Genomic DNA, 12,942 nt, shown 5'->3' with positions numbered 1-12,942 from the left:
ACCTCTCAACAGGAAATCGCCCCACCAAGTAGCCTAAAGGCGAAGTTAACGCTGAAAAACAGCGTTAAGGTCGGAGTGTGGAGAAAAAGCAGCATGTTAACGCTGAAAAACAACCTCTCAGCAGGAAATCGCCCCACCAAGTAGCCAAATGGCGAAGTTAACGCTGAAAAACAGCGTTATCGCTAGCAGCAGGAGCAGCTAGTATGCTATAAATAACAATATGAATACTACAAATCGAACGATTGTTAGTCGCCGCTCACGACCCGCCAAAGCGCCGTTGAGTCAAGAAGTTATTGTAAAGACGGCATTAGAGTTGCTGAGGAAGGAAGGCTCATCCGGGCTAAGCATGCGTAAAATCGCTAAAGTGCTGGACACAGGCCCTTCGTCCCTCTATGTGTATGTAACCAATCTTCAAGAATTGAATGCATATGTGTTGGATCTTGGTTTAGAAGAGGTCCTACTGCCAGATGTGCATGCGGAAGATTGGAAAAAGGAGCTCTTTGATTTTCTGAAATCGTACTTGGACGTACTTTATCAGTTCCCAGGCCTGGCTGCACTTGTGCAAACGACGATTTCCGTTGGCCCGAACTCCTTGGCAATTACCGAGTGTATTCTGCAGCTCTTGAATAGAGCCGGCATTCATTCCACCGCTGCCGCGTGGGGGAGTGATTTGTTTCTCTTTTACGCCGCTTCTGTCGCATTCGAGCAATCTTCTAGGGATCAGAACGGTACAACGCTGACTTCGATAGCTGCGTTTTATCAGTCGTTAGATGCCGAGCGCTATCCCGTAACTGCCAGCTTGAAAGAGGAGATGCTTTCCGGGGGAGAAGATAGATTTCGCTGGGGGTTAGAGGTTATTTTGCAAGGAATCTTACAGCGAGCCGGATCCTGAAGATCCTCAAGATTTTGCTAGTATGACGAAGAGAATAAGGCTTTCCCGTTAGTAGGGGAAGGCCTTATTTGCGCAGGAAGAAAAGGCTTCCCTCCCTCTTTTTTACCTAAAAAAAACACAAGTCAGTGAAAAGGCATTCCATTGTTGGAAGCGCTTTATAAAGGTAGGATAGAACTATAACATCGACGAGAATAAAGTGAGGGGGGCCAGAGAATGGCGGTCAACGCACAAGCTGTGAAGCAAGTGAGACAAGGCGCACAGGTCAGCAAGGGTAAAGGCTTTCTACGAAAGCTTTGGAAGTATAAGGCGTTATATCTCATTTCGTTGCCGGGTATTTTGTATTTTATTATTTTCAAATATGTGCCGTTGCTGGGGTCGGTCATTGCTTTCCAGGATTATAACATTTTTGATGGTTTTACCGGGAGCAAGTGGGTTGGTTTTGAGCATTTTGCCCGGATGTTTGCCCATTACGATTTCCTGAAAATTTTGAAGAATACGATGCTGATTGGGATCTATGATCTCGTGCTGGCTTTCCCGGCACCTATTGTTCTGGCTTTGCTGCTGAATGAACTAAGAGTCGTCCTCTACAAGCGCATTCTGCAAACGGTGGTGTACATGCCTCACTTCCTATCGTGGGTTATTGTAAGCGGTATCGCAATAGGTATTCTTTCTCCGTCTACGGGGGCTGTGAATCATTTCATTACGCTGCTTGGTTTCGATCCTGTGTACTTCTTGGGTGAAGAGTCGTGGATTCGTACGGTACTGATTACGTCGGGGATTTGGCGAGACTCCGGTTACGGGACGATCATTTATTTGGCCGCATTAGCAGGGATTAATCCCGATTTATACGAGGCTTCTGAGGTGGATGGCGCCAACCGCTGGAGACAAACCATTTCCATCACGCTGCCATCGCTGCTGCCAACGATCATGATTTTGTTCTTGCTGCATATCGGGAAGTTCCTGGATTTCGGTTTTGAACGTGTTTACGTGTTCTTGAACCCTTTGAATAAAGAAAATGGCGAAATTCTAGATACGTATATTTATACCGCTGGGTTATTGAATCAACAGTTCAGCTATACAACGGCGATTGGCTTATTTAAAGCTCTCGTTGGGGTCATGCTCATCGTCATCGGAAATGTTATGAGTAAAAAAACAACCGGGGAAAGCCTGTACTAAGACGGAGGTGAACGCTATGAATCGCAAGCCGACTGCCGGCTGGCAAACGTTTAATGTTTTTAATGTGCTTTTTCTGACACTCTTATCGCTAGCGATGCTCCTGCCGTTCTTAAACGTGCTGGCTCAATCCTTTAGTTCGTCGGAAGCCATTGTAACGGGGAAAGTCCTGTTTTTTCCTGTAGAATTTACGTCGATTAACTATCAATATGTGTTCAGTGACGCGGCGATATGGCGGTCTTTTGGAGTTACGGTCTACATTACAATTGTAGGTACGCTGATTAACTTGATTGCTACAGCATCGCTGGCTTATCCGGTTTCTCGCCCTGAATATGCGGGCCGCAACGCGATTGTCATCATGGTGCTGATCACAATGGTTTTCAGTGCGCCACTGATTCCCAACTTTATTTTGATGAAAAATTTGCACCTGACGAATTCCCTGTGGGCTCTGCTGCTTCCGGGAGCTATCAGTGCCTTTAACTTCTTCGTGATGCGTTCGTTCTTCCTGCAAATTCCGAGTGAACTGATTGACTCTGGGCGTATGGATGGCTGCTCGGAGCTGCGCATGATCTGGAGCATTGTCCTGCCGTTGTCTAAACCGGTTATGGCTTCCTTGGGGATTTTCTATGCTGTGGGCCACTGGAATACGTATCAAAGTGCGTTATACTATATTAACAAACCGGCGCTGTGGCCGCTTCAGGTGAAGCTGCGTCAGTTGATCGCTTCAGAGGACATCAGCATCGACCCGAACTCTTCGCAGTTCAGCGGGCTGGCTCACATGGATCCGGAAGGGATCAAAATGGCGACAATTATCATTGCCACAATTCCAATTATTCTGATCTACCCGTTTTTGCAGCGTCATTTTGTCAAAGGGATGATGGTGGGTTCGGTTAAGTCTTAAGGCGAAGAAGGAACTGTCCTTGTGGGGATGGTTCCTTATTTTTGAAAGAATTTATGATTTTGGGTTTGGGGCGAGCGAAGCTTACTTTAAATTCCTCTTTGGGCCCCATCATGATGAAGGGGTTCTATGCGCTGCGAATAAGGTAGCTGAACGTGCTTATTTGTTCGAATTGCTGCTGTTTTGGAGATATAAGCTAGGGGATAGTGCTTATTGTTCGTTCATGAGCCAAGTGGGGGAGGAAGTGCATCAGATAGTACGCTCTCACACCCCCGAGCACTAAAAGTTATGAAACCTAGCCGCAGGCTAGGTTTTTCGCATAGAAAGTATAAGTTTTTGGGTGGATTTAAGGGGGCTGCCTTAATAGAAATATTAGAGTTTATATGTTTTGGGGTGAGCTCGGAGGTATGGGAACTAGAGGGCGCTATTCTAGCCAAAAGTGGCATTATAGCGAGGTTGAGGGAACTACAGTACGCTATTTTGCTTTTTCGTGGGAAATTCAGCGCTTTTCGTGGAAATAAGACCCTGTAGTTCCGCTATGACCCTCGCTTCCCTGCCATTTGCCAAAATAGCGCCCTAGAGTTCCTCTTACTAGGTTTTGTCGCTAACAAGAGGCGGATCTCTCAGGGCGGCGAAGCAATTTTTCACATAAGTAGAAGTTATATTTTCTATAAAGAATCTTCAATCTCTTCGAAAGCCATGTAAAGCTCAGGCAAATTGAAATTGAATTTCAATGTAATGCCTAGCTTATCAGTAGTGTCCTTTAAAGCGAGATATGCTTTCTTGGAGCTTACTTGTATGGAAGCTGGCTTATGGTCAGACTCCTTGAGCAAATTGAGCAGCTGTTCCACATATGCTTGAATGAAATTATGGTTATCCGCCAATCCGCCAGCCATCACAAGACCAGTTGAAGCGCTCATCCATAGACTCAATCGAGGATAGCTTCCTCGTTCATCCTTTTCGCCGAATGCTTGGGAAATGTATCGAAAGTCGGAATGCCAGATCTCTGCTGATTTCTTCAAACTTTTACCTAATTGGCGAAGTTGCAGTTCGTTTGGATATACATATGGGGTTAGAAATTCCCCCTCTTCCAGCCAAGGAAGCCAAGTATCTGACCAAGTAACACTGGAGCTCATGACCTTCGGGATGCGATGCAGACGTTGTTCACCAGTCCCTTCATCCGTTTGGTCATGTTCAAAGTACAATTCAGGATTCTCTCGGAACCGATCTGCTACAAGCATGGTTTGCTCTAGGGCAGCTATTAGAAATCTCACTTCTCGACCATTAGGCTGCGCGGGTAGGAAGCCGGGTTCAAAGCTGCGGAATTGCGGCCAAGCCTGAGCACCGCGAAATTTATAACCAAGGTCACGGATTAATTGGAGATCATCTTTGTCCAACTGATCGCGGTTCTCAAAACCAACGGTGATGGCTCTCATCGAATAAGCCAATTCAATCTGATCATCATCCAACTGATCATTAACGCCGCTCAATTCCTGCAGGAATTGTCGTGCTTTGGGACCTATATAAACATTTAGCCCATAATTGATCCTGCCCGCCCCCAAGACAACACAACAACCAAACTCGCCGCTCTCAGGATCGGTTATCAGAAAGTAATCATCATCCTCCATCCAATCCCAAGGGGCCTGTTTTTTAAATTGATTTGTTACTTCAAAAAGCTGCTGCCATTCTTCCTTAGTTGCCTGTAAGTTGGTCATTTCCAAACCTCCAACTATTATTTATTTCATTATGTTGGTATCCTTTTTATTTGACAAGCCTTAACGAGCCCAACCTAAAAAAAACACAAGCAAGTGAAAAGCCATTCCATTGTTGAAAGCGTTTCACGGGGGTAGGATATACCTATAACGTCGACGAAATTTCTATTGAAGCTGTTTAATTCTGCATGAAATCTCCTTATTTAACAGGATTCTAAAAAAAAGACAAATCGAACTAAAGGCATTCCATATCGGCAATTTGTAAACGCTTTTACAATGAAGGTGTGAAAGATGTCTATCAATTTGCGAAAAGAAAAGAGGGGCATACATGAAAAAATGGATTCCGACTACGATGGCGGCTGTTTTAATGGGCAGCATGCTGGTTGCTTGTTCGTCCAAAACTTCGGAGCAACCGAGTTCAACAAACGCTGCTGGCGCAACGGCTGGTGCGGCGAGCACGAAGCCTGCTGAGAAAACGAAATTCTCCATCTCTCTGCGTACCCTGGCTTTCGGGCATGTCGAGAAATCACCTGATATTAATCAAGATAAATGGGTGAAGAAGGTTGAAGAGATCACGAATTCCGATATGAATATTGTGCTGGTTCCGCACAAAGAATATGAGCAAAAAATGATCCAAATGTTCGCAACGAACGATATTCCGGATGTTGTTCAGGGCAGTGGCGGAGTGAACGGCAAGGAGATGGCTGGTTCCGTGAAAGCCGGCGTGTTCATGCCATTGGATGATTTACTCAAGCAATACGGCCCGAATTTGCTGAAAAAAATTCCCAAAGATGCTTGGGACAGCGTGACGTATCAAGGTAAAATCTTCGCAATTCCGGAGTACTTGTCCAACCCGTCCCGCCGCGCGATCTTCGTGCGCAAGGATTTGCTGGATAAAGCCGGTCTAGGCGTTCCGAAAACGGTTGATGAGTACATGAACGTACTCCGCAAGTTCAAGGAAATGGGCGTAGAGAACCCGTACATGGGTCGCGAGAACTTCAAATATGCCGATTCCTTCTTCGGCGCATATGATGTGTATCCGTACTTGTCGATGTTTGAGAAGCAAGGCGAGCAAATTTTGCCGAAATTTTTTGACACTGAGAATATGACGAAAGCGCTGCAAACGTACAAAACGATGTTTGACGAAGGCTTGATCAACAAAGAATTCGCAACGATCAACGCGACGGTGTTTAAGAACACAATCCTTGCCGGCAAAGCGGGCATGTGGTCCATGAACGCGAATGAAATGCTGCAATGGGAAACACAACTGAAAACAACGGTACCAACAGGCGATATTGAAATCATTCCTTCACCAACAGGCCCGGATGGCAAAGGCGGTCACTACTTGTACGGCGCAGCGCCACGGACTTATTTCATCAATAAAAATGTGAAAAATGCCGGACAAATCATCAAGTTCTTCGATTGGATGATGTCGGATGAAGCTGAGAAATTCTTCACGTTCGGGATCGAAGGCGACACCTACAAAACGGTAGATGGCAAAATCGACTACAAATCCCCTACAGACAGCGCGGGCGTCGATGAAGAGCGTTATCGTCAGTCCTTCTTGTGGCTGGTGCAAGATACGACTTATAATAAAGGCACACTTGGTTTGACGGATGAAGGCAAGAAATTAATGAACATCTATGATACAACACTGAAAAATGAAGGCCGCGACGGCATCAGCTTCGAGCCGCGTCTGGATTCATTAATGAAAAACGTGGATATTTCACCGCTTTCCGATCAAGCGCCTCCGGTTATTTTGCAGCACATGGTCAAAATGGTGTATGGCAAAGAACCGATTTCCGATTGGCCGAAAGTATTGGAAGAGTGGAAATCCAAAGGTGGCAACGATGTTATCAAGGAAGCCACGGAGAAATTCAATAGTAAAGATTCCGGTACGACGGTGTCGATGCCGCGTAAATAAGCTCAGCAACTGGGCATGACCGTCTCCTCACGTGCTGTGCACGTGGGGAGCGGGCATTTCATAAGGGTAAGAAGGGAGACCTCCTCATGTACCGCATACTCATTGTCGATGACGAACCGATGATACGCAAAGGATTGCAAAAGCTCGTGGAACAATCGGAACTGCCGATTGAAAGCCTGCGAACGGCTGAGAATGGCGTAGTCGCGCTGCAGCGGATTGGGGAGGAACGACCTGACTTCCTGTTCACCGATATTCGCATGCCTAAGATGGATGGACTTGAGCTGTGCGCTCGGGTCGCCGAGATGGATGCAGATATCCAAGTGGTGGTCATCTCCGGGTACGGGGATTTCGAATATGCCCAGAAATGCGTTTCATATGGGGTTAAAGAGTATTTACTGAAACCCGTTAATATCAAAGGCTTCCAAAACGTGCTGGAGAAGCTGATTCGCACCAAAACCAAGGTCAGTTCAGAGACCTTCGTGGCGGTCACGAAGCTGGAACAGTGGGCAAGTCGCATGGAGCATGCCGTCTGGATGCTGCAAGAAGCTGAACTGAAGGGCTTAATCAGCGAAATCCTGGATGAGTTGCAGGCGTATAAACTCAAGCTCAATCGTGTGATTGATATTTTGCAAGAGATTCATACCCTTTTACACCAAAGATTGAATGTACGCGATGTGTACCTCATGCAGGGGGAATTGGAGCTGACAGGCGCAGCAGATGAGCAGGAAGCTTGGTGCCGGTTCACAGCGGCGGTTCATGGACATCTGGGAGAACTCCGCGCGAAGCGCAAGGGCAAGTTGAAGGACCCGGTAGAGGAGGCTAAGCAGTACATTGAAACCCACCTCGCAGAGGAAGTTTCGTTAGAGGAAGTGGCTGATTTCATCGGGCTCAATCCCTCCTATTTCAGTCAATTGTTCAAACAAAGCACACAAGAGACGTTCGTGCAGTACCGTACCAGAAGGCGGATGGAGAAAGCGAAGAAGCTGCTGGAACAGCCGCAGTGGCGCATTACGGATATTTCCGGTGAGGTCGGGTATGCCGACCATCCCCATTTTACGAAGACATTCAAGAAGTATGAAGGCTGCCTCCCTTCGGAATACCGTCAACAAATGGGCATTCGTACATGAGAAAAAGAACGCTTTCAGGTCAAATTTACTCATATTTTCTCATTGTGATCGTCTTGTCGCTACTGTCTGTCGGCGCTTTCTCCTATATCCAATCGTCCAAGGCGCTTGATGGTCAGGTGAAGCAATATATGGAGCAAATGATCGATAGCGCGAGTTACCAGACAGATAGTTATTTGCAGGCTTATGAGCTGTTAAGCAACACGGTTTCGTCCAACTCCGATGTGCGGTCTTTTATGGAAATGAAGCCGGATGATGCTTATGAATATTATGTGTACTCCGATAAAATCAAGAAATTTGCCGAGGCGTCGGTGCAGTCCGTCGTTACTTTGTATAAACAGTTGAACATGATTTATGTCGTTGGTCAGCATGGACGCTCCGTTATTTATGAGAATCAGAACCTGCTCAACTTCGACCCTGTGCTCGTGCAGGAGCAATACGATAACCTGATGAAAATTGCGGGCGACGGCAAAATCGCGCTGCTCAACATGAGCATTCGTCCTGTCGATCAGGGCTCTGTTGTCACGATGGCTCGTAAAGTGCGGGGCCCTTCCTATGGAGATGAGAATCGCGGCGTTGCCGCTATTGAGATTAAGCTCGCGGAGCTGGCCAAAACGTGGGACCGTGTCAGCTTGGGCAAGGAAGGCTTTTTCTTCATCGTGGACGATACGGGGAACTATATTTATCCGCCGGCAATGGGGCAGCGCAAGCCCCAAGATGAGCTGTCATCTTTGATTCTGGCTAGCGGGAATCAGACATTCATTCATAAATACAACGGGGAAGAACGTATGTTTGTGTCGCGGAAATCGGCTTACTCCGATTGGAATCTTGTGGCTTCTATGCCTGTAAAAGAGCTGCGCCGCCCTGCGGATACGATCCGAACAACGACTATTATCGTCGGGCTGGTGACATTGACAATAGCCCTTTGGCTGGCGTATCGCTTCGGTCGCTCCATTATCGCCCCTATTCGGGGGTTGAAAGAGAGTATGCGGGAGACGGAGAAGGGGAACTGGCAGTACATTGAGGAGATTGGCCGGACCGATGAAATTGGCGGACTCATTCACAGCTATAACCTGATGGTAACGCGCCTTTCAGATATGATTGAGCGTGTCTACGAAGCCGAGCTTGAGCAGCAGAAGAATGCGCTGGAGCTAGGCGAAACGAAACTGGAGAGACAGCGGGCTGAATTTCAGTCGCTGCAATTGCAGATCAATCCGCACTTCCTGTATAACACCTTGGAAACGATTAATTGCTACGCGATTGTGCAGGATTCCAGTGAAATTACGGAGATGGTGGAGGCCATGGCCTTCATGCTTCGCTATTCCGTGCAGACCAACTTAGAAGAAATAACCGTCGCGAATGAATTGAATCATGTGCGTAATTATATGATTGTTTTGCAGCACCGGACAGGCAAAGAATTCGAGATTGAAGTAGCGATTCCGCCTAGTCTGCTGCTCGAGAAGATGGTCCGGCTGACCTTGCAGCCGCTGATCGAGAACATTTTCCAGCATGCTTTCCCTGACGGTGTAGAGACGCACCATATCATTCGCATCGATGCTCGCAAAGAAGACGGCTTGTTCCAAGTCTTCGTCGAAGATAACGGCATCGGTATGAAGCCGGAACGACTGGCTGAGCTGCGCCAGAAGCTGGAGCAGAATCGTTTGGCTGAACCCGAGGAGGCCCAAGGGGAAGGCAGTTCGCAGCGCGGAGGCATCGGGCTGATGAATGTCCATCGCCGGATTCAAATGGTGTTCGGCGAAGCCTTTGGTCTCTCCGTGGACAGCGAGTGGGGCCAAGGGACCCGCTTGACGATGACCATGCCGGAGACCGCGCGGCCTCGCATTCGGGGCTGAGTCGGCGCTAGGCGGGCATCCTTGCGGGTGAATAAGAGCCTCTGGAGGCTCTTAAACGAACCCAATATGCGATCAATTCGGAAATAGAAGCTGTTAAGGACTCTTATTTGAATATAACTTGGCCGAATAGCCTCATTTTGCGGGAATAGCAGTCTTCAAAGGCTCTTATTTAAGCGAAACTAGCTGGAAAAAGTGAGATAGAAGTCTCTGGAGGCTCTTATGTCGCTTCAATACTGGATGGGAACTAGTAGGACTACTACTACCATCAAGATCAAGATCACACTAATACCAATGCCAACATCAATATCACACTAATAAAAATAAAAATACCAATACAAATACCAGTACAAATACCAATACAAATGCCAACACCAAAATCAATACCAATACCAATACCAACATCAATACCAACACCAACACCAATACCAATACCAACATCAATACCAACATCAACACCAACACCAACACCAACACCAACACCAACACCAACACCAACACCAACACCAACACCAACACCAACACCAACACCAACACCATCAACCATCAACCAACACCAAACTACACAAACAAATGGAGGAAATCATATGAACATCAATTTAACGGGCAAGATTGCGCTTGTAACAGGATCTAACGCAGGAATCGGTCGCGCTATCGCATTGGGCTTGGCAAGCAATGGCGCTAAAGTTGGGGTGAATTGTTTAAACAACGTTGCGCAGGGGCAGGAAGTTGTAGCGGAAATTCAGGCAGCAGGCGGCGAGGCTGTGCTAGTGCAGGCGGATGTGACGAACTTGGAGCAAATCGATCGACTTGTTCATGAAGTGGAGCAGGCGCTCGGCGGTACGATTGATATTCTGGTCAACAATGCAGGTCACCTCGTGCAGCGCGTACAGAATGCAGAGATGTTCGAAGAGATGTATGACCGCATTATGGACGTGAATTTGAAAAGTACCGTGTTTATGTCCAAAAGGGTGCTCGCTGGCATGAAAGCCAAAGGCGGCGGCCGCATCATCAACATGACATCCGTAGCAGCACACAACGGCGGCGGACCGGGTTCAAGCATCTATGCAGCAAGCAAAGCAGCCGTACTGACTTTCTCCAAAGGACTGGCGAAAGAAGTAGCAGCCAGCGGAATTACAGTTAACAACGTCTCCCCTGGTTTCATCGGCAATACAATGTTTCATGCCACATTTACAACGGATACGGCTCGTCAAGCTACGATCAACGGAATTCCACTGCAGCGGGAAGGAACACCGGATGATGTGGCAGGCGCAGTGCTTTATTTGGCTTCCGATCTGGCTGCCTATGTTACGGGTGAGACGATTGAAATCAACGGCGGGATGATGATGCGATGAGTACGGTGCTGAGGCTAAGCGAAAAGCTGGAGAATCTGACTTGGGCAGGCCGTATAGCACAACAATTAAAAGAGGAAATCGACGGGCTGCTGCAAGCAGGCAGCCTCTCGATTCCCAAAGAACCTGGGGGATGGTGGCACCAGTATGTTTGTCCACATCATCATACCGAACTGACGTTCGATTCGATGCAAGTAGATGCAGCTGACTTTCACTGTCCGCATGGCTGCGTCATTGAAGGTGAGGAATATCACGGTGCTTGGCTCGTGTTCAAGCACCAGTCTTTGGCTCGCGTCGCTTTGCAGGCGGCTGCTGTTTATGCGGCGCTAGGCGAAGTATCTTATGCGTCGCTCAGCAAAAGACTGCTCGTCGAATACGCCGAGCAGTTCCCGCTCTACCCCGTGCATCCGGAGGCGCAAAGCTGGATGCTGAAGGGGCGCGCTTTTCACCAGGCGCTAACGGAAGCGATCTGGTCTACGACGCTGATTCGCGCGTACTTATTGCTGCGCGATGAGGGGGTTGCGTTCGCGGTGGCAGAGCAAGCGGCAATCGACGCGTTCTTAGGCCTGCTCGCGGGCAGCATGGAAGAATACCGGCACATCCTTATCCATGAGCGGAACAATGCGGAGAACAATTACACCGCTTGGCTGAACGCGTCATTGTCTTGCGTCTACGCTGCTCGCGGGGAGCAAGCGGCGCTCGAAGCCCTGATTGAAGGCCAAGGCGGCTTCAAGCATCATCTATCGATCGGCGTGAAACCCGATCAGATGGAGTTCGAGGGAAGCACGTACTATCACGTTTTCGTGCTTCGGGCGTACTTGATCTCTGCGGAGATGGCGCAGCGGTTCGGCATCGATCTCTACGCCACGACCGGCGCAGAGGGGCAGTCCATGCGCGGCATGCTCGAGGTCTTGGCCGATCTGGCCGACGACCAAGGCGCTCTGCCCGCGCTGCACGACGGGCCGCTCGCGCGCGAACCCTACGCGCGCGAGATCGCCGAGATCGCGGAGCAGGGGCTCGCGATCTACGGCATCGCCGGCCTCGCGCCGGTGCTGCGCGAAGCGTACCGGCAGCTGGGCGCGGCCGGCGGCGAGCAGCTCGAAGCGCTGCTCTACGGCTCCGGCGCAGCCGCCGGCGTTACTTCGCCCGGCCCGCGGCCGGCGCGGCTCTGGCCGGACTCCGGCTTCGTGCTTGGCCGTGTAGCGGGGAACCCGCTGTCGTTCCTCGCTGATTTCGGCGAGCACGGCGGTTCCCACGGCCACTACGACAAGCTGCATCTGACGTTGATGCACAACGCGCAGACCTTGACGCCCGATTTGGGGATGGTGCCTTACGGCTCATCGATGCGCAAATCGTGGTTTGTCGAAACCGCCAGCCACAATACCGTGTCGCTGGATGGCCTCTCCCAAGCGCCGCATGAAGGGCGCTGTGTCCGTTATGAAGCAACCGAATCCTCCGTATACGCGTGGTTGCAGTCAACGGACGGTTACGAGGGCTGCACGTTGAATCGGCATTTGCTTTTGACGGAAGATTGGCTGCTGGACTGGTATCAGGTTGAGCTTGCTGGCGAAGAGCCCCGAAGCATTGAGTGGTGGATGCATCCTGTTGTTGAAACGAATGCGCCATTGCAGGCTCGGGAGAGAGATCAAGACGACAAGATTCTGGGTCGATTCCTTCATGATACTCACCTTCACGCCTCCTACATGCTGGCAACTCAGGCAACCGTGTTTCACACGGTATTTGTACAGCCGGGCGATGAGCTTCTAGCTGTGCAAACACCGGGAGATGCAATCGACCCGAGCAAGCCGCTTACGGCTATGCTGCATCGTCGTCAGGATCGACGCGCGGACTTTATTCATATCTACCGTTCAGGCAGCCGTGCGGAGTTGACAAAACATTCCGCCAATGAGTTGGTGGTCACGGTTCCTGATCATTCAGTCAGTCCTGTACGTATGCAATTAACAAGTGAAGACGGACTGCTTTTCACATAGAGATCATCACCCGGGAGGAGAATGGA

Annotated in this window: 10 protein-coding genes; 8 read left to right on the top strand and 2 right to left on the bottom strand. The window is 49.1% G+C overall.

Annotated features, from left to right (window positions below; all coding sequences use genetic code 11):
* The first annotated feature begins 208 nt into the window (after positions 1–208).
* From LOZ80_RS30615 to LOZ80_RS30605, 3 genes are all read left to right on the top strand, one after another.
* On the top strand, positions 209–892 hold the full coding sequence (locus LOZ80_RS30615) for a TetR/AcrR family transcriptional regulator (RefSeq protein ID WP_443147091.1): 684 nt from the start codon (positions 209–211) through the stop codon (positions 890–892).
* 213 nt (positions 893–1,105) lie between these two features.
* Positions 1,106–2,068, top strand: a complete 963-nt coding sequence (locus LOZ80_RS30610; protein ID WP_238168144.1) for an ABC transporter permease — start codon at positions 1,106–1,108, stop codon at positions 2,066–2,068.
* Positions 2,069–2,084: 16 nt separating this feature from the next.
* A complete protein-coding gene (locus LOZ80_RS30605; RefSeq protein ID WP_238168143.1) occupies positions 2,085–2,966 on the top strand; it encodes a carbohydrate ABC transporter permease in 882 nt (293 codons plus the stop codon).
* A 665-nt stretch (positions 2,967–3,631) separates the two neighbouring features.
* On the opposite strand, the gene LOZ80_RS30600 is transcribed toward LOZ80_RS30605, so the two are convergent.
* The gene (locus tag LOZ80_RS30600; protein ID WP_238168142.1) at positions 3,632–4,678 is read right to left on the bottom strand and encodes a DUF7309 domain-containing protein; all 1,047 of its coding nucleotides are present in this window, start codon (positions 4,676–4,678) and stop codon (positions 3,632–3,634) included.
* Positions 4,679–5,003: 325 nt separating this feature from the next.
* Between LOZ80_RS30600 and LOZ80_RS30595 the strand changes: the two genes are divergently transcribed.
* From LOZ80_RS30595 to LOZ80_RS30585, 3 genes are all read left to right on the top strand, one after another.
* Entirely contained in the window at positions 5,004–6,599 is a 1,596-nt protein-coding gene (locus LOZ80_RS30595) for an extracellular solute-binding protein (RefSeq protein WP_238168141.1), read from the top strand.
* Between the two features lie 86 nt (positions 6,600–6,685).
* Complete coding sequence (locus LOZ80_RS30590; protein WP_238168140.1) at positions 6,686–7,726, top strand: response regulator transcription factor; 1,041 nt, start codon at positions 6,686–6,688, stop codon at positions 7,724–7,726.
* Positions 7,723–9,576: a cache domain-containing sensor histidine kinase gene (locus LOZ80_RS30585; protein WP_238168139.1), complete on the top strand. Its 1,854-nt coding sequence runs from the start codon at positions 7,723–7,725 to the stop codon at positions 9,574–9,576. The genes LOZ80_RS30590 and LOZ80_RS30585 overlap by 4 nt, the downstream gene beginning before the upstream one ends.
* A 277-nt stretch (positions 9,577–9,853) precedes the next feature.
* Here LOZ80_RS30585 and LOZ80_RS30580 read toward each other — a convergent pair whose 3' ends face one another.
* Positions 9,854–10,120, bottom strand: a complete 267-nt coding sequence (locus LOZ80_RS30580) for a hypothetical protein (protein ID WP_238168138.1) — start codon at positions 10,118–10,120, stop codon at positions 9,854–9,856.
* A 40-nt stretch (positions 10,121–10,160) separates the two neighbouring features.
* On the opposite strand from LOZ80_RS30580, the gene LOZ80_RS30575 reads away from it, so the two are divergent.
* Positions 10,161–10,928 (top strand): SDR family NAD(P)-dependent oxidoreductase, encoded by a 768-nt coding sequence (locus LOZ80_RS30575; protein ID WP_238168137.1) that lies wholly within the window; start codon positions 10,161–10,163, stop codon positions 10,926–10,928.
* The gene (locus LOZ80_RS30570; RefSeq protein WP_238168136.1) at positions 10,925–12,916 is read left to right on the top strand and encodes a heparinase II/III domain-containing protein; all 1,992 of its coding nucleotides are present in this window, start codon (positions 10,925–10,927) and stop codon (positions 12,914–12,916) included. Before LOZ80_RS30575 ends, LOZ80_RS30570 begins: the two co-directional genes overlap by 4 nt.
* Positions 12,917–12,942: the final 26 nt, after the last annotated feature.

Source organism: Paenibacillus sp. HWE-109, assembly GCF_022163125.1.
Taxonomy (GTDB): Bacteria; Bacillota; Bacilli; order Paenibacillales; family NBRC-103111; genus Paenibacillus_E.
This window is presented reverse-complemented; position numbering and strand designations above follow the sequence as displayed.

Excerpts from the sequence above, each read along its gene's own strand:
- LOZ80_RS30610 (WP_238168144.1), top strand. The coding sequence starts at position 1,106 with ATGGCGGTCAACGCACAAGCTGTGAAGCAAGTGAGACAAGGCGCACAG.
- LOZ80_RS30605 (WP_238168143.1), top strand. The coding sequence starts at position 2,085 with ATGAATCGCAAGCCGACTGCCGGCTGGCAAACGTTTAATGTTTTTAAT.
- LOZ80_RS30600 (WP_238168142.1), bottom strand. The coding sequence starts at position 4,678 with ATGACCAACTTACAGGCAACTAAGGAAGAATGGCAGCAGCTTTTTGAA.
- LOZ80_RS30595 (WP_238168141.1), top strand. The coding sequence starts at position 5,004 with ATGAAAAAATGGATTCCGACTACGATGGCGGCTGTTTTAATGGGCAGC.
- LOZ80_RS30590 (WP_238168140.1), top strand. The coding sequence starts at position 6,686 with ATGTACCGCATACTCATTGTCGATGACGAACCGATGATACGCAAAGGA.
- LOZ80_RS30585 (WP_238168139.1), top strand. The coding sequence starts at position 7,723 with ATGAGAAAAAGAACGCTTTCAGGTCAAATTTACTCATATTTTCTCATT.
- LOZ80_RS30580 (WP_238168138.1), bottom strand. The coding sequence starts at position 10,120 with ATGGTTGATGGTGTTGGTGTTGGTGTTGGTGTTGGTGTTGGTGTTGGT.
- LOZ80_RS30575 (WP_238168137.1), top strand. The coding sequence starts at position 10,161 with ATGAACATCAATTTAACGGGCAAGATTGCGCTTGTAACAGGATCTAAC.
- LOZ80_RS30570 (WP_238168136.1), top strand. The coding sequence starts at position 10,925 with ATGAGTACGGTGCTGAGGCTAAGCGAAAAGCTGGAGAATCTGACTTGG.